Consider the following 25,095-nt stretch of genomic DNA (forward strand, 5'->3'; position numbering starts at 1 on the left):
CGCGCGTAGCAGCGGACAGGTCGATACTGGCCTGTGGCCTCCTGTCAAACCTACCAGTATCGCGCCCGGCGCCGTTTCTCTACGGTATGGCGAACCCCACACCGAGGGCGCGCCATGCAATATCTTACCCACTACGACGGAGCACGACGTTTGCTGTGGGGGTATTTTGCCCCGCTGGCGGTGCCCAGTTTCACGCCCCAGCTGCTGGACGATGTGCAGGCGCACGAGCAATCGCTGGACACCGCCGAAGGCCCGCTTCGTACCAGTGCCTTTCAGCCCGTGAATTACTATGCCTGGGCCTCGCGAACACCAGGCTACTTCAGCCTGGGTGGCGACCTGGCACATTTCGTCGACTGCATCGAACGGCGCGACCACGGCGTTTTGCTGGCCTACGCGACGCAGTGCGTGGGTATCCTGCACCGGCGGATAATGCACTATCAGGCTTCGCCGCTGATTACCCTGGCACTGGTGCAAGGCCCGGCGCTGGGCGGTGGGCTGGAAGCGGCGCTGGCCAATGATGTGCTGATAGCCGAGGAGCACGCCACCTTCGGCTTTCCGGAAATCCTGTTCAACCTGTTCCCCGGCATGGGCGGCTACAGCCTGCTGCGCCGGCGCATCGGCATGCGTGCCACCGAGGCGATGATGGGTGGCGGCGCCACCTACTCGGCCCAGGCGTGCCTGGCCATGGGGGTTGTCGACCGGGTGGTGCCCACCGGCACGGGCGTGGCCGCGCTACACGCCTTCGTCGACGAAACCCAGGCACGCCACAACGGCCTTGCGGCGATGCCTGCGGCGCGAGAGGTGGCCATGCCCATCAGCCATGAGGAATTGCTGACCATCACCGCCCAGTGGGTGGACGCCGCGTTGCGTCTGTCGCCAGCGAACCTGGTGCACATGAAGCATCTGGTGCAACGGCAACGCACGCGCCTGGCGCCCCAGCCCTGAAACATCGGAGGAGGCATCATCATGGTGGACTATGTATTTGGCCATTCGCCCCAAGAGCTGGAGCGCCTGATGTTTCAGGCCCAAGTGCTGGAACCCTTCACTACGCGCCTGATCGAGCAGATGGGCATCGAGCCCGGCATGCGCGTCCTGGACCTGGGCTGCGGCGCGGGCGACGTGACCCTGCTGGTCAGCGAACGGGTGGGGCGTGGGGGCGCGGTCATGGGCATTGATCGCAGCGCCGAGGCCGTGGCACTGGCCCGCCACCGTGCCAGGCTGGCGGGGTTGACGCAGGCGAGCTTTGTCGTCGACGAAATCGACACATTCACCAGCCGCCAGCCTTTTGATGCAGTGATTGGCCGTTACGTGATGGTGCACCAGGCGAACCCCGTGGCGTTCCTGCGCAAGGCGGCGGGGTTTCTATGGCCGGGGGGCGTGATGGGTTTGCATGAACTGCTGATCATGGAACCGATCGTTGAATCCCACCCCGGCGTTGCACTGTGGGACCAGCTGGGCCGGTGGTTCGTCACGGCCTTGCGCGCGGGGGCGCCAAATTGCGAGGTGGCGGGGCGAATGATCGAGTGTTTTGCCCAAGCCGGGTTGCCGCAACCGGGGCTGCTCTGCGAAAGGCCGGTGGGCGGTGGAGCGCAGTCACCCTTTTATCGTTGGGCAGCGGAGGCCATTCATGGCGTGTTGCCGCACTTGGTGCGCCTGGGGGTGACGTGCGAAGCAGAGGCCGATGTGGCGAGCCTGGAGCACCGCTTGCGCACGGCCTGCGTGCAGGCCCACGCGCAATTGCTGGGCCCCACGCAAATCTGCGCCTGGACCCAGGTGCCGTAGCAGCGGCCGCAGGCTGCGTCCGAAAGCGCCGCGAAATCCTTGAAACACCGGGGGGGGCAGACGCAGCCTTCGGCAGCTGCTACGCGAAATTCTGCGTACACCGCACCTGTAGCAGCGGCCGCAGGCCGCGTCCGAACGCGCCGCGTATTCCTTTAAACACCGGGGGGGGGCCGGACGCAGCCTTCGGCAGCTGCTACGGGAAATGCTGCGTCAGGCCGCGCCGGGGGACAGCAGCAGGTTCGGCGCCTGGCGCTGGTAGCCTTCTTCGTCCAGGCGCAGGTCCAGCGGCAGGCTGGCAAGGTCCGCCGACAACGCTTCGGCGTCGGCGTCGTGCTCCAAGTACAGCAGCTTGAGGTAGCTGCCGCAATGGGGGCAGGTTTCGGCGCGCAGCGGTGCCGTGCCCGGAGCGTGGCGGTCGGTGGCAAGGCTGGTGTATTGCAGGCCCTGGCTTTTCTCGCAGTAGATGCACTTGACCCGCACCGCGTGCCATTCGCAGGCGCACAGCGAGCACACCAGATAGCGCAGGCCGTTGTACGCGCCGCGGTGGCGGATGACCCCGGCCATGGCCGGCGAGCCGCAGGCCGGGCACTGGTTCAGGTGCGGGCCGGGCGTGAGCGCCATGCCCGGCATGTCCAGCAGCCAGTGGGTCCACGCTGCCTGCAGGGCCGCGCCGAGGAACGGCGCCACGGCAGCAGGCACCGCGCTGTATTGCCCGCTCAGCAGGCCCAGGGCCCAGACCTTGCGCTGGTCGGCGCTGGCCCCTTCCAATTGCAGCAACGCCTGCTGCACCGCCGGTTGCGCCGGCGGCGAATAACGCAGCAGCAAGGCGTCCAGCCACGGCTGCCAGGCCCCTTCGCGCACCAGGCTGTCGAACACCAGCGGCGGCAGGCCGTGCTGGTGGCACATCTGCAGGCGCTCGGGCGCAGGCGTCGGCGCTGCCGGAGGGTGGTCGAGCAGGCTCTGCTGCACCTGGCACAAGTCACCCGCCAGGTTCAGGTACTCGCCCAGCGCGTGCCCGGCCGCCAGGCTGTGCAAGCGCGCGGCGCGGTGGCTGAACAGCCCCGCCGGCGGCAGGCTGAACAACGGCGGCGTGCTGCTGGAGGCGGCGATGTGTTGCGGTTCGAGAATCCTGCTCAAGGTTTGCTCCTGGGGGGATGATCGGTGACCTTGTCGCCGGTCACCTCGCGGTACCACAACGCGTGGTGCTTGCGCGCCCACGCCCGGCTGACCCAGCCATGCAGCATGGCGTCCACCGAACCCTTGATCCAGATACCGGCGTAGATGTGTACGATGATGCTGGTCACCAGCACGAAGGCGGCCGCGGCATGGGCCAGCACCGCCAGGCGAAGGGTGGTGATGCCGAACCACTGGCTGAAATACACCCGCCAGATCACCACGCCACTCAACAGTAGCACCAGCATGCAGGCCAGCAAGGTCCAGAACAGCAGCTTCTGCCCGGGGTTGTACTTGCCGATGGGCGGTACGCCCTCCTCCTCGTTGAGCATCACCCGGTCGATGCGCTTGAGCCACAGCTTGTCGTTGTGAATGAAAAAGTTGGCGCGCCAGAAGCGAATCACCAGGCCCATGAACAGCACGAACATGGCCACGCCCATGAACGGGTGCAGGATGCGCGTCCACGGCCCGCCGCCGAACAGGTTGCTGAGCCAGAACAGCGCCGGGTGGAACAGCGCCAGGCCCGACAGCCCGGCCATGAAGAACAGGATCGCCACCAGCCAATGGTTGGTGCGCTGGTTGGCGGTGTAGCGCAGGATCTGCTTGGGCATCATGGCCGGTCCTCCCCGCGGGGGTCGTAGGTGTGCACCGCCGGGTCGACCTGGTGCACGGCCGGGTCGGCATGCGGTTCTTCATCCTCTTCGGTCAGCTGTGGGCCCACGCGCACGTAGTGGAAGAACCCGGCCAGCACCGCAGCCCCCATGGCCAGCAGCGCCAAGGGCTTGGTCACGCCCTTCCACAGCCCCACCAGCGGGCTGATGGTGGGCTGGTTGGGCAGGCCGGCGTACAGCGCGGGCTGGTCGGCGTGGTGCAGCACGTACATCACGTGGGTGCCACCAACGCCGTCCGGGTCGTAGAGACCGGCCTGGTCAAAGCCGCGGCTTTTCAGGTCGACGATGCGCTCGGCGGCGTGCTCCTTCATGTCCGCCTTGGTGCCGAAGACGATGGCGCCCGTGGGGCAGGTCTTCACGCAGGCCGGCTCAAGGCCCACCGACACCCGGTCCGAGCACAGCGTGCACTTGTAGGCCTTGTGGTCCTTCTGCGAGATGCGCGGGATGTTGAACGGGCAGCCGGTGATGCAATAGCCGCAGCCGATGCAGTGGTCCTGGTTGAAATCGACGATGCCGTTGGCGTGCTTGATGATGGCCCCGGGGCTGGGGCAGGCCTTCAGGCAGCCGGGGTCGGCGCAGTGCATGCAGCCGTCCTTGCGGATCAGCCACTCGAGGTTACCGCTGGCAGTGTTTTCGTGTTCGGTGAAGCGCATCACCGTCCAGCTTTCCGCCGTCAGGTCCATGGGGTTGTCGTAGGTGCCGTGGTTGTGCCCCACCTCGTCGCGCAGCTCGTTCCACTCCGAGCACGCCACCTGGCAGGCCTTGCAGCCGATGCACTTGGTGGTGTCGATGAGCTTGGCCACCTCCTCCAACTGGCGCACCGACGAAGGCGGCGTGGTGGTGGCCGACTGCGCGAGAATGTCTTGAATGGCCATCTAGATTTTCTCCACGTTGACCAGGAACGACTTGGATTCCGGGGTCTGCGAATTGCCATCGCCCAGGAACGGCACCAGGGTGTTGGTGAGGAAGCCGTGGCGCGTCACCCCGGTGAAGCCCCAGTGCAGCGGGATGCCGATGTGGTGCACCACCTGGCCGTTCACCTGCAGCGGCCGGATGCGCTTGGTCACCACCGCCACCGCCTCGATGAAGCCGCGCTTGCAACTGACGCGCACGCGGTCGCCGGCCGCAATGCCCTTCTCGCCCGCCAGCACCTCGCCGATCTCAACGAACTGCTCGGGCTGGGCAATGGCGTTGAGGCGGCAGTGCTTGCTCCAGAAGTGGAAGTGCTCGGTGAGCCGGTAGCTGGTGGCCGCATACGGGAAGTCCTTGGCCTGGCCCAGCGAGTCCCACACCGAGTCGAAGATGCGCGCCGCCGGGTTGCTGACCACCTGCTTGTTGCCCGGGTGCAGCGGGTTGATGCCGATGGGCGTCTCGAACGGCTCGTAGTGCTCGGGGAATGGCCCCTCGTTCATCTTGTCCACGGCGAAGAAACGCGCTACGCCCTCGGGGTTCATGATGAACGGGTTCATGCCCGCTTCCGGCGGCACGTCGGCCTTGTAGTCGGGCACGTCGGTGCCGCCCCAGCTCTTGCCGTTCCACCACACCAGGCGTTTTTTCTCATCCCAGGGCTTGCCCGCAGGGTCGGCCGAGGCGCGGTTGTACAGGATGCGCCGGTTCATCGGCCAGGCCCAGGCCCAGCCCAGGTGCTGCTTCATGCCGTAGGGGTCGCTGTTGTCGCGCCGGGCCATCTGGTTGCCCTGCTCGGTCCAGCTGCCGCAGAAAATCCAGCAGCCCGAGGCGGTGCTGCCGTCGTCCTTGAGCTGGGCGAAACCGGCCAGCTGGCTGCCGCCCTTGACGGCCGCGCCGGTGGCGTCGGTGAAGTCCACCACGGCCGCACCGTTGAGCTCCTTGGCAAGCTCTTCGGGCGACGGCTCGTCGGGGACCTTGTACGGCCACGACAGCTTCAGCAGCGGCTCGGCATACGCGCCGCCCTTGGCCTGGTACATCGCCTTCAAACGCATGTACAGCGCGCTCATGATCGACACGTCGGTGCGCACCTCGCCCGGCCCGTCGGCGCCTTTCCAGTGCCATTGCAGCCAGCGGCTGCTGTTGACCAGCGAGCCGTCTTCCTCGGCAAAACAGGTGGTGGGCAGGCGGATGACCTCGGTCTGGATGGCGCCGGTGTCGACATCGTTGAACGGCCCCACCTTCTCCCAGAACTGCGAGGTCTCGGTGGCCAGTGGGTCCATCACCACCAGCCATTTCAGCTTGGCCAGGGCCTTCATCACCCGGTTCTTGTCGGGCAGCGCGGCGATGGGGTTGAAGCCCTGGCAGATGTAGCCGTTGACCTTGCCCTGGCCCATCAGGTCGAACATTTTCAGGATGTCGTAGTTGGGAATGTCCAGCTTCGGCAGCCAGTCGTAGCCCCAGTGGTTGTCGGCCGTGGCGTTGGCGCCGTACCAGGACTTCATCAGGCTGACGTGGAACTTGCTGTAGTTCTGCCAGTAGGACAACTGCCCCGGCCGCAGCGGCTTCTGGGTGCGCTTGGTGATGAAGGCGTCGTAGTCCTGCTCGGCGTCCAGCCCCAGGGTGAGGTAGCCCGGCAGGGAGTTGGACAGCAGCCCCAGGTCGGTCAGCCCCTGGATGTTGGAGTGCCCGCGCAACGCATTGACGCCGCCGCCGGGCATGCCGACATTGCCCAGCAACAGCTGGACCATGGCCGCGCTGCGGATGATCTGCGAGCCGATGGAGTGCTGGGTCCAGCCCAGGGCGTAGAGGATGGTCATGGTCTTGCCGGGCACCGCGCAGGTGGCGATTTCGTCCCAGACCTTGCGCATGGCGTCCATGGGCATGCCGCAGGTCTGGCTGGCCAGCTCCAGGGTGTAGCGGCTGTAGTGCTGCTTCATCAGCTGGTACACGCAGCGCGGGTCCTGCAGCGTCGGGTCGACCTTGGCGAAGCCGTCGTCACCCAGCTCGTAGCCCCAGGTGGACTTGTCGGTGTAGGTGCGCTTGGCCGCGTCGTAGCCGGTGAACAGCCCATCTTCGAAGCCGAAGCCGGCCTTGACGATAAACGACACGTCGGTGTAATTGCGCACGTATTCGTGCTGGATCTTGTCCTCGGTGAGCAGGAAATTGATCAGCCCGCCCATGAAGGCGATGTCGCTGCCGGTGCGAATCGGCGCGTAGTAGTCGGCCACCGAAGCCGTGCGGGTAAAGCGTGGGTCCACCACGATCAGCCGCGCCTGGTTGTGCGCCTTGGCTTCGGTCACCCATTTGAAGCCGCACGGGTGCGCCTCGGCCGCGTTGCCGCCCATCACCAGAATCAAGTTGGCGTTGCCTATGTCGGTCCATGTGTTGGTCATGGCACCGCGGCCGTACGTCGGGGCAAGACTTGCCACCGTCGGGCCGTGTCAGACACGCGCCTGGTTATCGAACCCCAGCATGCCCAGGCTGCGCACCACCTTGTGCGTCAGGTAGCCTGCTTCATTTGAGGCCGCCGAGGCGGCGAGGAAACCCGTGGTAACCCAGCGGTTCACCGTCTGGCCCTTGTCGTTCTTCTCGACGAAATTGGCGTCGCGGTCGGCCTTCATCAGCGCCGCCACGCGGTCCAGCGCCTCGTCCCAGCTCACCCGCGTCCACTCGTTGCTGCCTGGCTTGCGCACCTGCGGGTATTGCAGGCGGTCGGGGCTATGAATGAAGTCCAGCAGGCCGGCGCCTTTGGGGCACAACGTGCCGCGGTTCACCGGGTGGTCGGCGTCGCCTTCGATGTGAATGATGTTCTGCGCAACGTTCTTCGCCGCGTCGCCCTGGCTGTACATGATCAGCCCGCAGCCCACCGAGCAGTACGGGCAGGTGTTGCGGGTTTCTTTGGTGTGGGCCAGCTTGAAATGACGGATCTGCTCGGCAAACGCCGGCGCCGGCGCCATGCCCAGCGCGCCGATGCTGGCGCCGGCCAGGCCAATGCCGGCGACCTTGAAGAACTGACGACGGTTGAGGTCCATCGTGCAACTCCTGGTTTTGAGGGTGTCAGGGTTAACGATAGACCCGGAAGTAGCGGACGGCCACATGTCGCGTAGCAGCTGCCGCCAGGCGGCGTCCTTGGTCCGTGCAACGCTTGAGGACCATGACGCGGCCGGCGGCCGCTGCTACAGATGCCTCCCTATTTGGTCAGGCGTCGGGGTTAGCGTGCCCTCCCAACGGAACCAGATCGGCGGTTAGCAAGTCGCTCTGGGTAAACTGTGACGGGAGCAGAAAGAAAATTGTATAAAGAGTTGAAGCGGGAGCATCTCCAAATGACATGCCTTGCCCTTGCCTCATTATTGCCCCCGTCGAGCTTGACAGTTTTACCCCGGCCCACTCAGTTACCGTAAAGTAATGGACATAAACCCGATTGAAATCCTGCTGAGCCTCAGTACTGTATACCGGAATACCGCCCGCTTCATGCATCCGGCGTATTGCATCATCAGCCGATTGAGGGCGAGTGGTTCCCCACATCCCCCAAGTATTCGAAACAGCTACGGAATAGTTTAAAGAATTATTCTGAGCGTCTGTCACACTGATAGTCGCCACGCCATTTCTGTTCCCGATCACTTTGCCATCTTGGGAGACCGGTGCCACTAAACTGTTACTAGAAACATAGCGGTAGGGAGGCACACCGCCGCTGGCTACTCGGACCGCCGTATTACCGATGGAGTCCAAACCCGTTCTTTGCTTGCCACCCCCAAGGTCTTTGATCGAGAAACCATTGAGCGACAGCGGACTAGTATCCAACGCAAGCGGCGCAAAAGTGGTGAACGACCAGGAGGCTGACACCAATCCGGCTCCATACAGGCCTTTTGCGGTCAACGCGTGGCTTCCTGGAAGCACGTTCGCCAACGAGAATTGCCACGCCCCGTCATAGCTGACATTCGCAACCCCCACTGCCCCCCCGTTATCGAAGACCTGGACTTGCTGATTGGGCGCAGCCATGCCCTTGAGCGTGAATTGAGTGTCATTGGAAGTACTGCCTGCGGGAACCAGCGTGTTGCGTGAGTCACGTACCTCCTGAATAGAGGGCACCACGTCAACGAGCGTACGCACGGTATAACGGTGTATCGGGAAGGTCACAGCCTCACTGGCGTTGCCAGTAAAGGCTACCTTCATCTCCAAGGTAAGGTCGCTGCCGTCCTTGAGCCCCTGCAAGCTAGTCAGCGCCATTAGACGCGATACACCCGCCTCGCTCCCCACAGGCTCATTGCTGGCCAGTTCAATCACTGTGCTGCTGCCATTCGCCAACGTCCCCCGCGCCGCCAACCAATACCGCTGCGCCGTATCAATAAACGGCCAGGCGGCGACCGTGGCCGTGGCATCTGCCGACAGGCTTGATACATCCAGTTCGTCTGTGCCCCCTGCTTCCGTAATTGAGGGGCGCGGCAACGCGCTTTGCGCAATCGCCGACACAGGCAAACTCAACCGTTCCCATCTGCCAATCTCAATCCCTCCACGCCGTACCACATAGGCAATGCCAACCGTCTTGCCAATGCTCGCCGCCAGCAGTTCACGTGGAATAACGGCGCGCGCCTGGCCATTGCTCAATCCGGCAGGCACCGCCTGCTCCTGAGCGCCAGGTACCGTCCACCCCACCGTCAGCGAGTCAGTGGACCGCAAGCGCGTATCGGTCACCTCTACCGTGGCGGTATTTTCCTGATTAGCCGCACCCGGCCTGATCGGGTTCAGCGTGGTGACAACACTGCCTGTCGCATCCACCACCGTTAGTGCCGGCCAAGGCTGGTCAATTTGGTTTTTCACCGTGTACTGCTTCACCGGGAACGTGACCGCCGCCCCCTCCAACGTGGCACCGTCAAACGCCACCTTTAAGGTCACCGTGATCCTGGCATTGTCCGCCAAGCCCGCCAACTGTGCTTTCGCGACCGTTACGCTCAATCCGTTTTGAGCCTCTGCTGCCGTCACCTGGTGCCCTTCAAGCAACTGCAGGCTCAAGTCTGGGCCCGTCAGGGTAAGCCATGCCCGCTGCCCCGCCGCGATAAACGGCCAGCGTCCAACGGTAACGTGCGCATCACCTACCAGGTTGGGGATGTCCAACTCGTCATTGCTGTTGGCTTCGGTAATCCGCGGCACCGGCAACGCCCCTTGCGCAATCGCCGACACCATCAACGTCATCGGCACGGAAGTACCAATCGCCTCCCCGCCGTCATCACCAAACACCACATACTCCACCACCACCTGCTTGCCCACTGCCGCCGCAATTAACTCGAGTGGCACCGGCGCCTCCACCTGGCCATCGGTGGTTACCGTCACCCAGGGCACATACGAGGCCTGTGCACCCGCCACCGTCCACAAGCCGGCCAGCACATTGCCCGCCTTGAGGCGCGCATCGGTCACCGTCAGCGTGGCGGTGTTTTCCTCGTTACTGGTATTTGGCTTGATCGGGTTCAGCGTGGTCACCGACGCCCCCGTCGCATCGCGCACCAGCGGCGCCGGCCACGGCTCGCCAACCGCCTGGCCGATGACGTCAATGCGCAGGTACCTGGACGGCTTGGCCGGCGCGGTCCCTCCCGCGTCCTGCAGCAGGTACGAAACATCCACATGCCCCCCGCCAATGGCCGCCGCCTTGGCGTTGGGCACGGTGAACAGCAACAATCCCGGCACGCTCCCTACCGTCAAGGTCTGTTCGAATGCCTCCGGCTGGCCCGTCGAGGTTTGCCCATCCCAGCGAACCTTTACCTGGTCGCCCTGCACAAAGACTGGCGGGTAGGGAAACACGTGCACGTGCACGTCATTGGTGCCCAACTGGTCCAGCCGCAACACGCCATCGGGGGCTTCCTGTACCTCTGGCGCTGGCAGTGCATTCGGGTTGGCGTGCACGAATACCAGCGTAATCATCGACCACGGTTGGCCCACGCTGTCCTCCGAGACGTTGTTGACCTGGTCGTACACCCGGTAAAAAACCATTAAATCCCGGCCATCGCCTCCCAGCGAGATGACCGCGGCGGTGATGTCGATGTCGATGTTGGTTCCCACCTCGTTTGGGAGCACTGTGCGAGGCGGCAGCGCAACACCGTTCCAGCGCAAATCGATGATGTCGTAGCTGGCCATGTAGGGGTATGGCCTGATGGTCACCTTGAAGCCCGCCTGGGCGTCCGCCTCGCTGACGCCGTTGGCAATGATGTGCGGCGGCAACACGGGGGCCGGGAGGTTCTGGTGTTGCGGGTCTGGGCTGGGGTCGAGGCCGCCGGGGCGGGTCAGCTTGATGCGATAAAAGTGCGGCACCGAGGTTTCCACTGTGCCCCCGACACGGGTCACGGTGTAGTGGATGGAGACGGTCTGGTCGGTACCCGGCGTGAACGCACCGTAGGGAATGTACAAGTTGACCGCGACATTGGGAATGGCCACGGGGTAAATGTGCACCAGGACGTTGTCGAAAAACACCCTGATTTCATCATTGGAGCTCATGATGACGTAGGGATCGACCACTACGTGCAAGCCGCTGATCGAGTTGACCAGGCCCAAGCCGATGCCGCCCAGGGTGGGGCTGATGTCGACCGAGGCGGGAATCCGCAAGTCGGGCACTACCCGGAGGCTATTGGCAGCGGCAGGCAGGGCCGTGCCGACCACGCTTGGTTGGCCAGGGGTTATGGGGTGGATCAAGGGCCGGTTTTTTTGTAGCCGGAGGTTGAGGGGCATGATCTGAGGCTCCGCGAATGGTTGGAGCGATGATTGGGCGCTTTTGGTGGGTGGCGCACAACTGTAAGAACTGACAGGTGCGGCTGAAACCCCGCCCGTAGCAGCTGCCGAAGGCTGCGTCAGCGGTGTATCAGGTGGAACGCGTAGCCCCGGACGCGGCCTGCGGCCGCTGCTACGAGCTAACGGGTGCAACTGGAAAGCCGATTCCGTAGCAGCTGCCGCAGGCTGCGTCAGCGGTGTGACAGGTGGAACGCGTGGCCCCGGACGCGGCCGGCGGCCGCTGCTACGGGATCACCCCCACACCCGCCACCACTGCCCTTTCGCCGGCCGGCTGCGGGGCAATACGGCTGGCATGTCCTTCAGGCGCACCCACGGCTCATCCTGCCAATACAACACCTTCACCTCGCCGCCCTGGGCGTGCATCGCGCCCATGGCCGGTGCGGTGCCGGCGCCTGACTGGCGCAGCGCGGGCACCACCTGCTGGGTCAGCCACTGCCGCAGCGCGCGGTTTTCCGGCATGTGGCTGTGCAGGATCAGCGCCAGTGCGCCGGTTTCGCTCACCAGCAGGTGCTTGGCCCACTGGCCGTCCGCCTTGACCCAGGCTTCCTGGTACTGGTCGTCGTCGAGGCTGCGGGTGCGGCGCTCGATGAAGTGCACGCCCATCAACCGGCCCAGGTCGTGCAGGCACAGCCAGGCCTGGCCTTCGATCATCAGGGCGCGCAAGGGGATTTTGTGGCGGAAGAAGGTGGTGGCGACGAAGGCGTCCATGGCGAAAGCTCCTTGCGGGTGAAGGGCTGCCACGGTTGTCGGGATTAGGGTGGCAGCTGCGTGCAGGTTGACGAACCGGAGGGAACCGGCAGGCCCGAAGGCCTCCCACACGCAACCGCCATAACACTTATCTCAGGCGCCAGGGCCTGAAACAAGCGATATGGTGCTGCGGTTTTCCCTCCAGGTCGTCAAACCTGGTCTTCGAAGGTTCGAAGATGGTGCGCAGGGTAAGGGTGCACCGGGCAAGGTGGCAATCAAAGGAGTGTTAAGGGTTATGTCGAGCCCCGTAGCAGCTGCCGAAGGCTGCGTCAGCGGTGTATCAGTTGACTACGCGTTGGGCCCGGACGCCGCCTGCGGCAGCTGCTACGGGGAGAGCAGTTGCGCCAGGTGCTGCAGTTCGGCAGGTTCAACGTCGGAGACGGCGATGAATTGCATGTGGTTTTGCCGCCAGGTCACCAGGTTGAAGCCACGGCTGCTGAGGGCCTGGCGCGCGTTGTCGGGCTGCGCGCTGGGCATCACGAACAGGTTGATGGTGTGCTGCCCGTGACCATAGGTGAGCGCGGCCGCCGTCTGGTGCTGCAGGTAGTCCAGCCGGCCGCCCAGCAGCGGGAAGCCTTGCGCGGCGAAGTCGGTGACCGGCGGCGCGAAGTCCAGCTTGCCGGTGAACCAGGGCTTGACGGTGTGGCGGTCGGAGGACACCACGTCGTTGAGGTGCTGGCCCATCAGCGACCGCACGTGGCTGGAGACGGCTTCGTCGACAAGGTCGGGCGCGGTGCTGGGCGTGTGGATGTACAGCACCAGTGCCAGGGCCAGCATGGCCGCCGAGGCCAGCGGCGCGAACCACTGCCGCCAGGGTTTGGCGCTGACCGGGGCTTCCATATCGCGCAGCAGCACCCTCAGGTCAGCCGGCACGGCAAAGCGTGGCGCGGTGGTTTGCACGCTGGCCACCCAGCGTGTCAGTTCGGCCATTTGCCGCGCGCAGTCAGGGCATTGCGCCAAGTGCGCCTGCACGCTGTCGCGCTCCAACGGCGCCAGTTCGTCGTCCACGTAGGCATTCAATAACCCCTGGCACGCCCTGTGGTCGATCATGGCTGCAGCCCCTGCAAGTGCACGCGCAACGCTGCCCGCGCGCGGGCCAGGCGCGACATCACGGTGCCGATGGGCACGCCCGTCACCTGGGCGATGTCCTTGTACGGCAGGCCTTCCAGGTCTTTCAACACGATGACCTCCCGGTACCCAGGCGGCAGCGCCTGCAGGGCTTGTTGCAACAAGTGGGCGTGCTCGGCCTGCATGGCCATGCCCTCGGGGTTCAGCGCCACGTCGTCACTGATGTCGTCGTCCATGGCCACCCACGGCGTGTGCGCGGCCAGGCGCAGCCAGCTCATGCTCTCGTTGCGCACGATGCTCAGGAACCAGGCGCGCGGGTTTGCGCCGTCGAAGCTGTCCAGGTACTTGAAGGCGCGGTAGGCGCTTTCCTGCACCACGTCGTGGGCGGCTGCGTCGCTGGCGGTCAGCCAGCGTGCCAGGTTGTAGGCCGCTGGCAGGTGCGGGGCGAACAAGGCTTCGAAGCGCTTCATGGCGGCTTTTGACCTGACCTGTGTGAAGTAACCGCCAAGGGCACGGTTTTATTCCCGCAAAAATAAAAAAAATGTGCGGAATAAAGCCCACCCCTGCCCCGTTTAGATGACTGTCAGCCACCCCGGCTGCAGCCTGCGACGGAGCCTTGCCATGACCACCCGACACCCTACCCGACCCCCCCGCACCGACAGCTTAGCCGCCTACGCCCCCTCGCGCCGCGAGTTGCTCAAATGCTCGGCCTGGGCCGGCGCGGGCGTGGTGTGGGCGCTGAGCGGCGGCATCCCCCGTGCCTTTGCCCTCGACAGCAGCGGCCAGCCTACTAACCCCAAGGCGCTGGCTACGGGCTTTCAGTTCGTGCAACTGAGCGACTCGCACATCGGCTTCAACAAGGAGGCCAATCCCGAGCCGCTGAAAACCCTGCAACTAGCCATCGACAAGGTCATCGCCCTGCCCGTGCGCCCGGCGTTGATTCTGCACACCGGCGACATTACCCACCTGTCGCGGCCGGACGAGTTCGATCTGGCCGACCAGGCTTTCAAGGCCCTGCCCGCCACGGTGCACTACGTGCCCGGCGAGCATGACACCCTGGACGAAGGCGGCGGCAAGTTGTACCTGCAGCGCTACGGCAAAGGCACCCAGGGCAACGGCTGGTACAGCTTCGACGACCACGGCGTGCACTTCATCGCGCTGGTGAACGTGTTCAACTTCCAGGCCGGCCACGAGGCCACCCTGGGCAGCGACCAACTGGCCTGGCTGGCCGACGACCTGCGCGCCGTGAGCAAGAGCACGCCGGTGGTGGTGTACACGCACATCCCGCTGTGGACCATCTACCAGCCCTGGGGCTGGGGCACCGAGGACGGCGCCCAGGCCATCGCCCTGCTGCGCGACTACGGTTCGGTGACCGTGCTCAACGGCCACATCCATCAGGTGATCCAGAAGGTGGAAGGCAACATCACCTTCCACACCGCGCGCGGCACCGCCTACCCGCAACCGGCGCCGGGCGCGGCGCCCAACCCCGGGCCCATGACCGTGGCCGCCGACCAGTTGCGCAACTACCTGGGCCTGACCGAGGTGCGCGCCACCCAGGGCGACCACCCGCTGGCGTTGCTCGACGCCACCCTGGTGACGTCATGAAACCCTGGCTGTTGTTGGCGCTGCTGCTGGCCGGCAGCGCCCAGGCCGCCGAGGTGCGCATCGACATCAAGGGCTTCATGTTCGACCCGCAGCCGCTGCAGATAGCCACCGGCACCACGGTGACCTGGGTCAACCACGACCCCATCCCGCACACGGTGGCAGAGAGTGAGCATCTGTTCAGGTCGGGGGCGCTGGATACCGATGACACCTTTTCCTGGACCTTTACCACGGCGGGTACGTTCCAGTATTTCTGCACGGTGCACCCGCAGATGGTGGGGACGATTCATGTGGTGCCCAGTACGTAGGCGTCGACATCACTTTCACTGATGCCCGATATCGACACCCTCCATTTCAACCCCGGCATGGCGCCTTCGTAGAATGGCGCCATACCCGAATGGAGGGCCTTGATATGAAATACCTGATCGCACTCGCGCTGTCCGTACTGGCCGCGTTCAGCTCCTTCACCCACGCCGCTGAAGCGGCGCCGGTGCAGGCCGCCGTGCAAACCCAGGCCAGCGCTGGCTATGACTACTCCCAGGACCTGGACATTGCCAAGGTGGTGCGCATGAACACCGCGCCCGGCAACCAGTGTGGCCCGGTGCAAGGCCACATGACCTATATCGACAGCAAGGGCGTGCAGCACGAGCTGAACTACACCCGCCTGGGCGACAGCTGCGACAAGGGCTGATCAGCGCGCCACCAGCCGTGCACACAAGCGGCTGACGCACACCGAGCCCACCACCGCCAGGATGATCGGCACCAGGAAGTCGTGCTCGATACGGGTGAATTCCACCACCAGCACGATGGCCGTGAGCGGCATGCTCATGGATGACGATAGAAACGCCGCCGCACCAACAATGGCGAACGCACCCAGCGGCACGCCGGGCCACAGCAGGTTCCAGCCGCCGCCCAGTATCACGGCCAGCAAGGCACCGCAGGCCAGCGCCGGGGTCAGCAGGCCGCCTTCGGCACCGGCACGCAGGCTGCTGCTGGTGACCACTAGTTTGGCCAGCAGCAAGATCGCCGCCAGGCCAATCGTGAGTTGGTCGTCGAAGCCCAGCTGCGCCGGGCCCTTGCCGTTGCCCAGCACCTGCGGCAGGTAGATGGCCAGGCAGCCGATGAGGGTGAAGTTGATCAGCGACAGCAGCGGCAATTGCCAGCCCCGCGCGGCGCGCCCGCGGGCGGTGCCGGTCAAGCGCGTGAAACCGTAGGCCGCCAGGCCGAACAACGGCCCGCACAGTACGGCCCAGGTGATCAAGCCAGGGCTGACGACGAACGCCGGCACCGTGTACTGCGCCTCCGCACCCAGCCCCAACCAGGCCACCGACGCGCCGATGGCCGAGGTGGCCAGGGCGATGGTTGCCTCCCGCCAGGCGAATTTTGCCAACAATACCTCCAGCACAAAAACCGCCCCGCCCAGGGGCACGTTGTACACCGCCGCCAGGCCCGCGCCGGCGCCGCAGGCGATCATCAGCCGGCGGGTGTCACCGTCCAGGCCGCTCCAGCGCGAAAGGCGGTCGGCGATCAGCGAGCCCAGCTCGCGGGGCGCCACTTCGCGGCCCAGGGGCGAGCCCAGGGCCACGGTGACGATCTGCAGCAGCACGTGCACCAGGGTGGCCTTGCCGGGCATGCGCGCCTCGGCGTTGCTGACCGCTTGCTTGATGCTGACCAGGGGTTTGCCAAAGCGGTACAGCAGGTACCAGCCCAGCCCTGCGACCAGGCCGCACAGCGCCAGGGCAGCCACGCGGCGTTCAGGCGCAGCGGCAGTTACGCCGAACAGGAAGCTTTCATGGCCCACCAGGTGGTCCTGGCTGTAGCCGTAGGCCAGGTGCTGGATGCCGTGCAGCAGCAACGCCAGCAGCATGCCGCCCAGGCCGGCGCCAACGCCGGTGAGCAGTACCACGAAGATCAGGGCGACGGTGGCGCGCACCGGGGAACGGGTGGCCAGGGGTGTTTCAGGCAACGACATGCAGGGCTCCAGCCGTGTAGGGATAGCGTTGATGGTAGCGGGCGCGGTGGTGGGCGCCTATGGCTGGGGCGGTTATTGGGAGCTGGGCGGTATGGGTTGTCCTTTGTTCGGCGTCAGGGCTTGGACGCAGCCTGCGGCAGCTGCTACGGGAACGGAGGGCGATTGTTACCTGATTTGGAAAACAGACTTACGACCTGCGACCTAGCGTCGCACCCTAGCCGTTGGTAGAGTAGCGCCGGATTGAAAGAACCTGTAAGGAACGCCCATGCTTCGTCTCGTCGCCTACGCACTGCTGCTGTTGATTTCGTGCGGCATTGCCGTCGATCATCGCCGCGAGTACCGCCGTGGTCAGGCCCGTCGCCGGGCGCTGGTGGCTTCGCAGCACACCCGCGCCCAAGACTGACGCCTACTGCAACGACGCCTGCCCACCCGGCAATACCGCCCGCAGATGGCTGATCAGCACTTTGATCTTGGCATCCAGGTAGCGCCGGTTGGTGTACACCGCATAGACGTTCAGGCACTGCAACCGATACTGCGGCAACACCCGCACCAGGCTGCCATTGTCGATGCCCTTCTGGGCCGAGAACACCGGCAGCGAGCCTATCCCCATCCCTGATTCGATTGCCTCGATCATGGCATCGCCCATGTTCACCTGGAACGCCGACGGCCCCAGGGTGATGCGCTGTACGTCCTCGTCCCCATGAAACTCCCACTGGTTGCTGGCACTGCTGGGGTTCACCAGCCGCAGGCACTCGTGGCGCTGCAACGCCTGGGGCGTGGCCGGCGCGCCATGGCGGGCGATGTAGTCGGGTGAGGCGCACAGCACGCTGTAGGATTGGCCGATGCGCTGGCTGACGTAGCCCGAGTCGGGCAGTTGCGGGGCCAGCACGATGGCGACGTCGATGCCCTCCTCGATCAGGTCCGGCATGCGGTTGGCCATGGTCAGCTCGAAGCTGACGTCGGGGTATTGCTGGCGGTAGTCGGCAATGGCCGGCACCACGTAGTGGCGGCCCACGCCCATCATCGAATGCACCCGCAGGCGGCCGCTGGGGCGCAGCTGGGTGTCACCGGCTTCCACTTCGGCTTCGTCGACGTGGGCGATGATCTGTTCGCAGCGGGCCAGGTAGCGCTGGCCCACTTCGGTGAGGGCGACGTGGCGGGTGCTGCGGTTCAGCAGCCGGGCGCGCAGGTGCGTCTCCAGCGCGGCGACGCTGCGCGAGACGGTGGCCACGGCCACGTTCAGTTGTTTGGCGGCATGGCTGAAACTGCCAGCCTCGGCGACGCAGACGAAGGTGCGCATGTTTTGCAGAGTGTCCATCGAATGCCTCTTGGATGGTGAAGCTGCAATTGTCACACACAGATGCGGAATGATTATTCCGCAGGATGAAAAGGCTATTCGCCCGGAACGCAAAAGCGTGGGAGCTGGCTTGCCAGCGAGCTTTCAAGGGCTGAAAAGCTCGCTGGCAAGCCAGCTCCCACAGGGACCTCAACGGATCAGATGCCGTCGCGGGCGATATCCATGGCGAAGTAGGTGAAGATCAGGTCGGCACCGGCGCGCTTGATGGCGCCCAGGCTTTCACGCACCACGCGGGCTTCGTCGATGGCACCGGCCTGGGCACCGAACTTGATCATCGCGTATTCGCCACTCACCTGGTAGGCGGTTAGCGGCAGGCGCGAGGCTTCGCGGATGTCGCGGATGATGTCCAGGTACGCACCGGCCGGCTTGACCATGATGGCGTCAGCGCCTTCCTGCTCGTCCATCAGCGACTCGCGCACGGCTTCGCGGCGGTTCATCGGGTTCATCTGGTAGGCCTTGCGGTCACCCTTGAGCGCCGAGCCGCCGGCTTCGCGGAACGGGCCGTACAGCGCCGAGGCGAACTTGGTGGAATAGGCCATGATCGAGGTGTCGATGAAGCCAGCCTCGTCCAGGGCGCTGCGGATGGCCTGCACCTGCCCGTCCATGGCCGCCGACGGCGAGATGAAGTCGGCACCGGCGCGGGCGGCGGCCACGGCCTGCTTGCCCAGGTTGCGCAAGGTGGCGTCGTTGTCCACGCCGTGGTCGCACAGCACGCCGCAGTGGCCGTGGGAGGTGTACTCGCAGAAGCAGGTGTCGGCCATCACGATCATTTCCGGCACGGCGTCCTTGCAGATGCGCGCCATGCGCGACACCAGGCCGTTTTCCTGCCAGGTGTCGCTGCCGTCGGCATCCAGCTTGTGCGACACGCCGAAGGTCATCACCGACTTGATGCCGGCGCGGGCGTAGCGCTCGATCTCGCCGGCCAGCTTCGATTCGGGAATACGCATCACGCCCGGCATGCTGGTGATGGGCACGAAGTCATCGATCTCTTCCTCGACGAAAATCGGCAGCACCAGGTCGTCCAGGCTGAACTCGGTTTCCTGGAACAGCGAACGGAGGTTCTCGGAACGCCGCAGGCGCCGTGGACGAGCGATAGGGAACTGGGACATCGGAAATCCTGTGTTGAAGATGACAATTCAGTGCGTCAGATTATGCCTGTCCGGCGTTGAGGACAAATCGGCTTTGACAATGCATTCTTGCAGCTATTGTAACAGTGCCTGCCACGGCCTCGCATTCATCAAGGGAACCATCATGGCCAAGCTGCGCGTAGGGGTAATTTTCGGGGGCCGTTCGGCCGAACATGAAGTGTCGCTGCAGTCGGCGCGCAACATCGTCGAGGCGCTGGACCGCGAGCGCTTCGAGCCAGTGCTGATCGGCATCGACAAGGACGGCCAGTGGCACCTCAACGATGCCTCCAACTACCTGCTGAACCAGGAAGACCCGGCGCTGATCGCCCTCAACCGCTCCAACCGCGAGTTGGCCCTGGTGCCCGGCAAGGCCCAGCACCAGCTGGTGGAAACCGGTGCCTCGGCCTTGGCGCACATCGACGTGATCTTCCCGGTGGTGCACGGCACCCAGGGCGAGGACGGCTGCCTGCAGGGGCTGCTGCGCATGGCCGACCTGCCCTTCGTGGGCTCGGACGTGCTGGGCTCGGCGGTGTGCATGGACAAGGACGTCAGCAAGCGCCTGCTGCGCGACGCGGGCCTGGCCATTACCCCCTTCATCAGCCTCAACCGCGCCACCGCCCGCCGCCGCGACTTTGCCCAGGTGCAGGCCGAGCTGGGCCTGCCGCTGTTCGTCAAGCCGGCAAACCTGGGCTCGTCGGTGGGCGTGAGCAAGGTCGAGGACGAGGCCGGTTACTGGCAGGCCGTGGAACTGGCCCTGGCTTTCGATGAGAAAGTGCTGGTGGAAGCCGCGGTCAAGGGCCGCGAAATCGAATGCGCCGTGCTGGGCAACGACGAGCCGCTGGCCAGCGGCTGCGGCGAGATCGTGGTCAAGGGCGGCTTCTATTCCTACGACAGCAAATACATCGACGGCGATGCCGCCCAGGTGCTGGTGCCGGCGGACATTCCCGCAGCGGCCAGCGAGCGCATCCGCGCGCTGGCGGTGGAAGCGTTCCAGGTGCTGGGCTGCAGCGGCCTGGCGCGGGTGGACGTGTTCCTGACCGACAGCGGCGAGGTGATCATCAACGAGCTCAACACCCTGCCCGGCTTCACCCGCATCAGCATGTACCCGCAGCTGTGGCTGGCGGCGGGCATGACCTATACCGAGCTGGTGAGCCGGTTGATTGAATTGGCGTTGGAGCGGCATGGGCAGCGCAGCCAGCTGCGCACCCACTGCCGTTGACGCGGCCTGGCGGCCACTGCTACAGGCCCGTAGCAGCTGCCGCAGGCGGCGTCCGTGGGCTTACAACACCTGCTGGTCAGTAATCATCGACTGCACAATAAAGTCTTTCTGCGCAGGCGTCAGGGTGTCCCAGATGTGAGTTTTGCCGTACAGCCCCAAGCCGCCAATGATGTACAGCACCAGGGCGCAGATGATGGCGATGGAGGTAGCAGTCCAGCGGCCTTCGTCGTGCTCTTCGTGGGCGCCCTGCAGTTCGGCGCGCGGGCTGACGGAGGTGCCGCTGAACAGGCGGCGGAACGTTTGCAACAGGAAAAGCAGGACCAGGCGCAGCATGGGTTTTCAGTCTCTCTAAAAGGTACAGGGGTGCGCAGTCCGTGCGCGGCTGTGAATCAAAAAGCGGAAACGAAAAAGCCCGTCGCATGGACGGGCTTTTTTATAAGAAGGAAGGAGGCGTGCTCCTGCGGCTCTGTTGGCCGAATGCTGGCGATTTTACATGTACTATTTGGTTAATTCCACATCTGCCTGCCAGTGCACGACAGACGGTCAGTCATCGTACAACCAAGCCTGAACCCCCGTGATCTATGCTGGTTGTTCCACCCGGAGCAGCCGTCATGACGACCCAAGTCTACCTGATCAACAACCTCGATTCGGCGCTGGCCACGACCACAGTGGTCAGCCCCGCGCTCAGCGCTGCCGACTGGGGCGTGAACAACACCCAGCTGCCACCCCTGCTGCACCAGCCGGTGTGGTGGATGAACCGCGACGAAGGGATCACCGACGGCCACACCTGGCTCTTCACCAGCACCCTGACCCTGGGCAGCGTAGCGGTGCAACTGCAGGCGCAATTGACCGGCACCTTTGCCGGCAGCACGATCCTGATCCGCATCGGCGCTGGCGGGAACAGCACCCCATGGTCCGGCGACGCCAACGTCAGCCTCGACTTCGTAGGCCAGGACAACCGCCACTACAGCATCACCGGCACCTACCAGGGCCAGGGCCTGGGCTACGACAACGTGCAATTCTCCATCGGCCAGCGGGCGCTGGCGCAAATCGACCACGTGATCGTGATGATGATGGAAAACCGCTCGTTCGATAACGTGCTGGGCTACCTCTACAGCCCCACACACCCGCCTGCGCTTAACATTCCACCGGCGGCCAACGCCGATTTCCGCGGGCTGGCCTACAGCCCCGCCAGCAATACCGCGCCGGGTGTCAACGGCGGCCAGCCGCTGGCGGCGAGCTGCGGTGCCAGCGGCTGGACGGTGCCCACGCCCGACCCGGGCGAGGAGTTCGACCACGTCAGCGCCCAGGTCGCGAACAACATGGGCGGGTTCCTCAAGGATTACGCCAGCCTGCCCAGCACACCCACCGATACCGGCCAGATCATGCAAAGCTATAGCCCTGCGCAGTTGCCGGTGTTGTCGAAGCTGGCCAGGGCGTTCGCGGTCAGTGACGCCTGGCACGCCTCGGTGCCCAGCCAGACCTGGCCCAACCGCAGTTTCCTGCTGACCGGCTCTTCGTTCGGCCAGGTCAACAATGACCATTGGCCGTGGAAGCTGACCACGGTGTTCGACGTGCTGGGCAGCCAGAATATCGACTGGAAGGTCTATAACGCCGGCACCCTGCCCTCCCTGGTCAAGACGTTGTTCGCCGAGAACTACTTCGACAACACGCACAACTTCGGCAAGCTGGACGAGTTCCAGCACGCCGTGAGCCAAGGCACGTTGCCGCCGCTGACCTTCCTGGAACCCAGCTTCGGCCTCTCGGAAAACCTGGGGCATGACCGCAGCTACCACCCGCCCTACGACGTGCGCCCGGCCGAACTGCTGCTGGCCCAGGTCTACGAGATGATCGCCAGCAGCCCCAAGGTGGATCGCACCTTGTTCGTGCTGCTGTTCGACGAACATGGCGGGACGTTCGACCACGTGCAACCACCTTGCGGTGCGCAGCCGCCACTGCCCTATGCCACGGCGCCAACCGGTGGCCAGCCGTTCGCCTTCGACCGCTTCGGCGTGCGCGTGCCGGCCATCGTGATGTCTTCCTATACGCCCGAAGGCGCCGTGTTCCGCAGCGCCACGGGAGTGCCTTTCGACCACACCTCGGTGCTGGCCACGGTGCGCGACTGGCTGGGCCTGCAAGCCGCGTTCAAGCAACAGCTGCCCAGCCCGCGCATTGCCGCCGCGCCGACCCTGGCGCCGGTGTTGCCGCTCACCCAGCCCAGGCCCTGGCCCTCGCTGAAGGCAGAAATCGCTCAGTTGCAAGCGGCCGTGGCCGGCCTGGCAGCGCAGCCGATGCCTGACGCCACGCCGCTGCACGACCAGCAGCGCGCGGTGCTGATGATGGCCAACATCGAGGCCAGCGGCCGTGCGCCACGGCCCCAGGACTGGCAGGCGGCCAAGGCCCAATTGCGCACCCTGGGGGATGCCCGGCGCCTGCACCCGGCCTTGGCGCCGTTCCTGCCCAAGCAGTGAGCTGCGTCAGTCGATCAGCGCATCCACCAAGCGCGTCCAATCAAACGGCACCGTATCGGCGTAGGTCATGCCCTGCGCTGCCATGCGCTCCACCAACCCACGCTGGGTAGCGACAATGGCCAAACTCATGTTCGGTGCCACGCCCACGTCGGCCGCGGTCTTGGCCACCTCTTCCATCTCCTCGGCACGCCGGCGGCCATGCTCGGCCACGCGGCTGATCAGGTAATGCGGCAGCTCGGCGTCCCAGCCCATGCTGGGGAAGCTTTTGTGCAGCGACGCCAGCACCGCGCCCTCGGCGCCATATTGCCGGGCGGTGGACAGGCACTCGGTGGTCAGCGCCTCCAGGCCCTTGATCATCACGCTGCGGCACATCTTGATGGCGGAGGCCACGCCGACGTCTTCGGCGACCACGCGCACATTGAAATCCAACGGCGCCAACCAGCCGGCCACTTCCTCGGCGCGCTCGCCGCCGAGCAGGATCGGCGTCTGCAGCCGTTGCGGTGGCACCGGCGCCATCACGGCGGCGTCAATGTAGCTGCCGCCGGCAGCCGTGATGGCCGCGCAGGCGCTGCGCTTGGTGTTGGGCGCCACCGAGTTGATGTCCATGAACACCTGCCCCGGCGCGATCAGCGTGGCCACCTGCTCGGCCACGCCCAGGGCGGAGCCGGCGGTGACGGCGCTGATGATCAGGTCGGCACCGGCAATGGCCTCGGCGGCCGTATTACACAGGGCCACGCCACTGGCCGTGGCCTTGGCGCGCAGGGCCTCGCCCAGGCGGTCACAGGCGCGAACGGCCAGGCCCTGGGCCGCCAGGTCGTGGCCAAGAATACCGCCGGCTTCACCGAAACCGATCAGGGCAATGCGAAGGCTGTGGTCTGTCATTTTGAGCTCTCTGGCAAGGTGGCAACGGGCGCCGTGGCGGCGCGTTCAGGGGCAGCGAGGTAGGCGTCGAAGCGCTGGCGGTCGAAGAGTTTTTCCCAGCGGCAGATCACGAACACCGCCACGCTGTTGCCGATGACGTTGGTGGTGGAGGTGGCGATGGCCAGCATCCGGTCGATGCCGAACAGCAAGCCCACGGCGCCCATGGGCAGCACGCGCACGGTCTGCAGGGTGGCGGCCAGCTTGATCACCGCGCCGCCCGCCGAGCCGGCGCCGCCCTTGGAGGTCAGCAGCATCACCGCCAGCAGGCTGAGCTGCTGGCCCCAGGACAACGAGGTGTCGGTGGCCTGGGCCAGGAAGCCCAGGCCGCAAGCCATGTACAGGCAGGCGCCGTCAATGTTGAAGCTGTAGCCGGCGGGCAGCACGAAGCCCACCACTGCCTCGTCGCAGCCGGCCTGCTTGAGCTTGTCCACCAGGCGCGGGAACGCCGCTTCGCTGGAGGCGGTGCCCATGGCGATGATCGCTTCTTCCTTGATCACCCGCAGAATCTTCAGCAGCGAGAACCCCGCCAGTGCCGCGACACTGCCCAAAATCAGGAAGATGAATATCAGCACGCTGGCGTAGTAGGTCAGCACGTAGCGCAGCAGGTACAGCAGGGTCGAATGCCCATAGCTGCCCACGGCCGCCGCCATGGCGCCGAACGCGCCCAAGGGCGACAGGCGCATGATGTAGCCCAGCAGCTTGAAGATCACCACCTGCCCTTCATTGAGCAGGCGCAGGCCCACCCAGTCGGGCTTGGCGCATTGGGCCAGGGCCACGCCCACCAGCACCGAGACGAACAGCACCGGCAGAATCTCGCCATCGACGAAGGCCGCGCCCAGGGTGCGCGGGATGATCGACAGCATGAAGTGGCTGAGGCTGAAACTGTCGGCCGCCAGGGCGGCGGTCTGCCCGGCCGCCTCGCCGGTCAGGGTGTCGGCCATGTGCAGGTGCAGGCCGTCACCGGGCCGCACCAGCGACACCACCACGAAGCCGGTGAGCATGGCCAGGGTGCTGACCACTTCGAAATACACCAGGGTCTTGATGCCAATACGGCCCAGGCGGCGAAAGTCGCCAATGTGGGCGATGCCGTGGACCACGGTGAAGAAGATGATCGGCCCCAGCAGCATCTTCAACAAGGCGATGAACGCCGTGCCCAGGGGCTTCATCTGCACGGCGGTGTCAGGTGCCAGCAGCCCCAGGGCGATGGCCAGGGCCATGGCAATGAGCACCTGGACATATAGCTTGCCAAGCCATTTCATGGGTGTACCTCGTTGTTGTTTTTATGTCTCCCGAGGTTTGCAT

General features: G+C 65.1%; 22 protein-coding genes. 8 read left to right on the forward strand and 14 right to left on the reverse strand.

Annotated elements, in window-relative coordinates; all coding sequences use genetic code 11:
* Positions 1-114 precede the first annotated feature (114 nt).
* Together AC0J42_RS15290 and AC0J42_RS15295 are read left to right on the forward strand one after the other, a co-directional pair.
* On the forward strand, positions 115-945 hold the full coding sequence (locus AC0J42_RS15290; protein ID WP_473002278.1) for a crotonase/enoyl-CoA hydratase family protein: 831 nt from the start codon (positions 115-117) through the stop codon (positions 943-945).
* 21 nt (positions 946-966) lie between these two features.
* Positions 967-1,782, forward strand: coding sequence for a class I SAM-dependent methyltransferase (locus AC0J42_RS15295; protein WP_473002279.1), 816 nt, complete (start codon positions 967-969; stop codon positions 1,780-1,782).
* A gap of 210 nt (positions 1,783-1,992) precedes the next feature.
* Here AC0J42_RS15295 and fdhE read toward each other — a convergent pair whose 3' ends face one another.
* The 8 genes from fdhE to AC0J42_RS15335 all read right to left on the reverse strand — a co-directional run bounded on the left by fdhE (position 1,993) and on the right by AC0J42_RS15335 (position 13,594).
* Complete coding sequence (gene fdhE / locus AC0J42_RS15300; RefSeq protein WP_473002280.1) at positions 1,993-2,919, reverse strand: formate dehydrogenase accessory protein FdhE; 927 nt, start codon at positions 2,917-2,919, stop codon at positions 1,993-1,995.
* Complete coding sequence (locus AC0J42_RS15305) at positions 2,916-3,569, reverse strand: formate dehydrogenase subunit gamma (RefSeq protein WP_473002281.1); 654 nt, start codon at positions 3,567-3,569, stop codon at positions 2,916-2,918. The genes fdhE and AC0J42_RS15305 overlap by 4 nt, the downstream gene beginning before the upstream one ends.
* The gene (gene fdxH, locus AC0J42_RS15310) at positions 3,566-4,501 is read right to left on the reverse strand and encodes a formate dehydrogenase subunit beta (protein ID WP_473002282.1); all 936 of its coding nucleotides are present in this window, start codon (positions 4,499-4,501) and stop codon (positions 3,566-3,568) included. Before fdxH ends, AC0J42_RS15305 begins: the two co-directional genes overlap by 4 nt.
* Positions 4,502-7,567, reverse strand: a complete 3,066-nt coding sequence (gene fdnG / locus AC0J42_RS15315; RefSeq protein ID WP_473002283.1) for a formate dehydrogenase-N subunit alpha — start codon at positions 7,565-7,567, stop codon at positions 4,502-4,504. It abuts the gene before it with no gap.
* Between the two features lie 166 nt (positions 7,568-7,733).
* The gene (locus AC0J42_RS15320; RefSeq protein ID WP_473002284.1) at positions 7,734-11,249 is read right to left on the reverse strand and encodes a hypothetical protein; all 3,516 of its coding nucleotides are present in this window, start codon (positions 11,247-11,249) and stop codon (positions 7,734-7,736) included.
* Between the two features lie 291 nt (positions 11,250-11,540).
* Positions 11,541-12,017, reverse strand: coding sequence for a BRO-N domain-containing protein (locus AC0J42_RS15325; RefSeq protein ID WP_473002285.1), 477 nt, complete (start codon positions 12,015-12,017; stop codon positions 11,541-11,543).
* Between the two features lie 363 nt (positions 12,018-12,380).
* Positions 12,381-13,106 carry an anti-sigma factor family protein gene (locus tag AC0J42_RS15330; RefSeq protein WP_473002286.1) on the reverse strand — a complete coding sequence of 242 codons (726 nt, stop codon included), beginning with the start codon at positions 13,104-13,106 and terminating at the stop codon, positions 12,381-12,383.
* Positions 13,103-13,594 carry a sigma-70 family RNA polymerase sigma factor gene (locus tag AC0J42_RS15335; RefSeq protein ID WP_473002287.1) on the reverse strand — a complete coding sequence of 164 codons (492 nt, stop codon included), beginning with the start codon at positions 13,592-13,594 and terminating at the stop codon, positions 13,103-13,105. The genes AC0J42_RS15330 and AC0J42_RS15335 overlap by 4 nt, the downstream gene beginning before the upstream one ends.
* Positions 13,595-13,745: 151 nt before the next feature.
* On the opposite strand from AC0J42_RS15335, the gene AC0J42_RS15340 reads away from it, so the two are divergent.
* The 3 genes from AC0J42_RS15340 to AC0J42_RS15350 all read left to right on the forward strand — a co-directional run bounded on the left by AC0J42_RS15340 (position 13,746) and on the right by AC0J42_RS15350 (position 15,417).
* The gene (locus tag AC0J42_RS15340; protein ID WP_473002288.1) at positions 13,746-14,729 is read left to right on the forward strand and encodes a metallophosphoesterase family protein; all 984 of its coding nucleotides are present in this window, start codon (positions 13,746-13,748) and stop codon (positions 14,727-14,729) included.
* Complete coding sequence (locus AC0J42_RS15345; RefSeq protein ID WP_473002289.1) at positions 14,726-15,034, forward strand: plastocyanin/azurin family copper-binding protein; 309 nt, start codon at positions 14,726-14,728, stop codon at positions 15,032-15,034. The genes AC0J42_RS15340 and AC0J42_RS15345 overlap by 4 nt, the downstream gene beginning before the upstream one ends.
* Before the next feature lie 104 nt (positions 15,035-15,138).
* Positions 15,139-15,417 carry a DUF2790 domain-containing protein gene (locus AC0J42_RS15350; protein ID WP_416424434.1) on the forward strand — a complete coding sequence of 93 codons (279 nt, stop codon included), beginning with the start codon at positions 15,139-15,141 and terminating at the stop codon, positions 15,415-15,417.
* Here the strand turns inward: AC0J42_RS15350 and AC0J42_RS15355 are convergent, their stop codons facing one another.
* Positions 15,418-16,698, reverse strand: coding sequence for a chloride channel protein (locus AC0J42_RS15355; protein WP_473002290.1), 1,281 nt, complete (start codon positions 16,696-16,698; stop codon positions 15,418-15,420). It abuts the gene before it with no gap.
* Positions 16,699-16,963: 265 nt separating this feature from the next.
* On the opposite strand from AC0J42_RS15355, the gene AC0J42_RS15360 reads away from it, so the two are divergent.
* Entirely contained in the window at positions 16,964-17,101 is a 138-nt protein-coding gene (locus tag AC0J42_RS15360) for a hypothetical protein (RefSeq protein ID WP_416424436.1), read from the forward strand.
* A gap of 3 nt (positions 17,102-17,104) precedes the next feature.
* Here AC0J42_RS15360 and AC0J42_RS15365 read toward each other — a convergent pair whose 3' ends face one another.
* Positions 17,105-18,016, reverse strand: coding sequence for a LysR family transcriptional regulator (locus AC0J42_RS15365; RefSeq protein ID WP_416424437.1), 912 nt, complete (start codon positions 18,014-18,016; stop codon positions 17,105-17,107).
* Between the two features lie 176 nt (positions 18,017-18,192).
* Positions 18,193-19,164, reverse strand: coding sequence for a porphobilinogen synthase (gene hemB, locus AC0J42_RS15370; RefSeq protein WP_416424438.1), 972 nt, complete (start codon positions 19,162-19,164; stop codon positions 18,193-18,195).
* A gap of 142 nt (positions 19,165-19,306) precedes the next feature.
* On the opposite strand from hemB, the gene ddlA reads away from it, so the two are divergent.
* Positions 19,307-20,401: a D-alanine--D-alanine ligase gene (gene ddlA / locus AC0J42_RS15375; RefSeq protein ID WP_473002291.1), complete on the forward strand. Its 1,095-nt coding sequence runs from the start codon at positions 19,307-19,309 to the stop codon at positions 20,399-20,401.
* A gap of 60 nt (positions 20,402-20,461) precedes the next feature.
* Here ddlA and AC0J42_RS15380 read toward each other — a convergent pair whose 3' ends face one another.
* Positions 20,462-20,734, reverse strand: coding sequence for a hypothetical protein (locus AC0J42_RS15380; protein WP_416424441.1), 273 nt, complete (start codon positions 20,732-20,734; stop codon positions 20,462-20,464).
* A gap of 278 nt (positions 20,735-21,012) precedes the next feature.
* Between AC0J42_RS15380 and AC0J42_RS15385 the strand changes: the two genes are divergently transcribed.
* Complete coding sequence (locus AC0J42_RS15385; protein WP_473002292.1) at positions 21,013-22,872, forward strand: alkaline phosphatase family protein; 1,860 nt, start codon at positions 21,013-21,015, stop codon at positions 22,870-22,872.
* 6 nt (positions 22,873-22,878) lie between these two features.
* Here AC0J42_RS15385 and AC0J42_RS15390 read toward each other — a convergent pair whose 3' ends face one another.
* Both AC0J42_RS15390 and AC0J42_RS15395 read right to left on the reverse strand, forming a co-directional pair.
* Positions 22,879-23,754 carry an NAD(P)-dependent oxidoreductase gene (locus AC0J42_RS15390; RefSeq protein ID WP_473002293.1) on the reverse strand — a complete coding sequence of 292 codons (876 nt, stop codon included), beginning with the start codon at positions 23,752-23,754 and terminating at the stop codon, positions 22,879-22,881.
* On the reverse strand, positions 23,751-25,052 hold the full coding sequence (locus AC0J42_RS15395) for a cation:dicarboxylate symporter family transporter (protein ID WP_473002294.1): 1,302 nt from the start codon (positions 25,050-25,052) through the stop codon (positions 23,751-23,753). The genes AC0J42_RS15390 and AC0J42_RS15395 overlap by 4 nt, the downstream gene beginning before the upstream one ends.
* Positions 25,053-25,095: the final 43 nt, after the last annotated feature.

The organism is Pseudomonas sp. Tav-5-1A, from assembly GCF_055755055.1.

Bases quoted from the DNA above. Each gene is read 5' to 3' on its own strand.
- AC0J42_RS15355 (WP_473002290.1), bottom strand. From the start codon at position 16,698: ATGTCGTTGCCTGAAACACCCCTGGCCACCCGTTCCCCGGTGCGCGCC.
- AC0J42_RS15295 (WP_473002279.1), top strand. From the start codon at position 967: ATGGTGGACTATGTATTTGGCCATTCGCCCCAAGAGCTGGAGCGCCTG.
- AC0J42_RS15340 (WP_473002288.1), top strand. From the start codon at position 13,746: ATGACCACCCGACACCCTACCCGACCCCCCCGCACCGACAGCTTAGCC.
- AC0J42_RS15345 (WP_473002289.1), top strand. From the start codon at position 14,726: ATGAAACCCTGGCTGTTGTTGGCGCTGCTGCTGGCCGGCAGCGCCCAG.
- AC0J42_RS15350 (WP_416424434.1), top strand. From the start codon at position 15,139: ATGAAATACCTGATCGCACTCGCGCTGTCCGTACTGGCCGCGTTCAGC.
- hemB (WP_416424438.1), bottom strand. From the start codon at position 19,164: ATGTCCCAGTTCCCTATCGCTCGTCCACGGCGCCTGCGGCGTTCCGAG.
- AC0J42_RS15320 (WP_473002284.1), bottom strand. From the start codon at position 11,249: ATGCCCCTCAACCTCCGGCTACAAAAAAACCGGCCCTTGATCCACCCC.
- AC0J42_RS15390 (WP_473002293.1), bottom strand. From the start codon at position 23,754: ATGACAGACCACAGCCTTCGCATTGCCCTGATCGGTTTCGGTGAAGCC.
- AC0J42_RS15305 (WP_473002281.1), bottom strand. From the start codon at position 3,569: ATGATGCCCAAGCAGATCCTGCGCTACACCGCCAACCAGCGCACCAAC.
- ddlA (WP_473002291.1), top strand. From the start codon at position 19,307: ATGGCCAAGCTGCGCGTAGGGGTAATTTTCGGGGGCCGTTCGGCCGAA.
- AC0J42_RS15395 (WP_473002294.1), bottom strand. From the start codon at position 25,052: ATGAAATGGCTTGGCAAGCTATATGTCCAGGTGCTCATTGCCATGGCC.
- AC0J42_RS15330 (WP_473002286.1), bottom strand. From the start codon at position 13,106: ATGATCGACCACAGGGCGTGCCAGGGGTTATTGAATGCCTACGTGGAC.
- AC0J42_RS15385 (WP_473002292.1), top strand. From the start codon at position 21,013: ATGACGACCCAAGTCTACCTGATCAACAACCTCGATTCGGCGCTGGCC.
- AC0J42_RS15380 (WP_416424441.1), bottom strand. From the start codon at position 20,734: ATGCTGCGCCTGGTCCTGCTTTTCCTGTTGCAAACGTTCCGCCGCCTG.
- AC0J42_RS15335 (WP_473002287.1), bottom strand. From the start codon at position 13,594: ATGAAGCGCTTCGAAGCCTTGTTCGCCCCGCACCTGCCAGCGGCCTAC.
- AC0J42_RS15360 (WP_416424436.1), top strand. From the start codon at position 16,964: ATGCTTCGTCTCGTCGCCTACGCACTGCTGCTGTTGATTTCGTGCGGC.
- fdxH (WP_473002282.1), bottom strand. From the start codon at position 4,501: ATGGCCATTCAAGACATTCTCGCGCAGTCGGCCACCACCACGCCGCCT.
- AC0J42_RS15325 (WP_473002285.1), bottom strand. From the start codon at position 12,017: ATGGACGCCTTCGTCGCCACCACCTTCTTCCGCCACAAAATCCCCTTG.
- AC0J42_RS15290 (WP_473002278.1), top strand. From the start codon at position 115: ATGCAATATCTTACCCACTACGACGGAGCACGACGTTTGCTGTGGGGG.
- AC0J42_RS15365 (WP_416424437.1), bottom strand. From the start codon at position 18,016: ATGGACACTCTGCAAAACATGCGCACCTTCGTCTGCGTCGCCGAGGCT.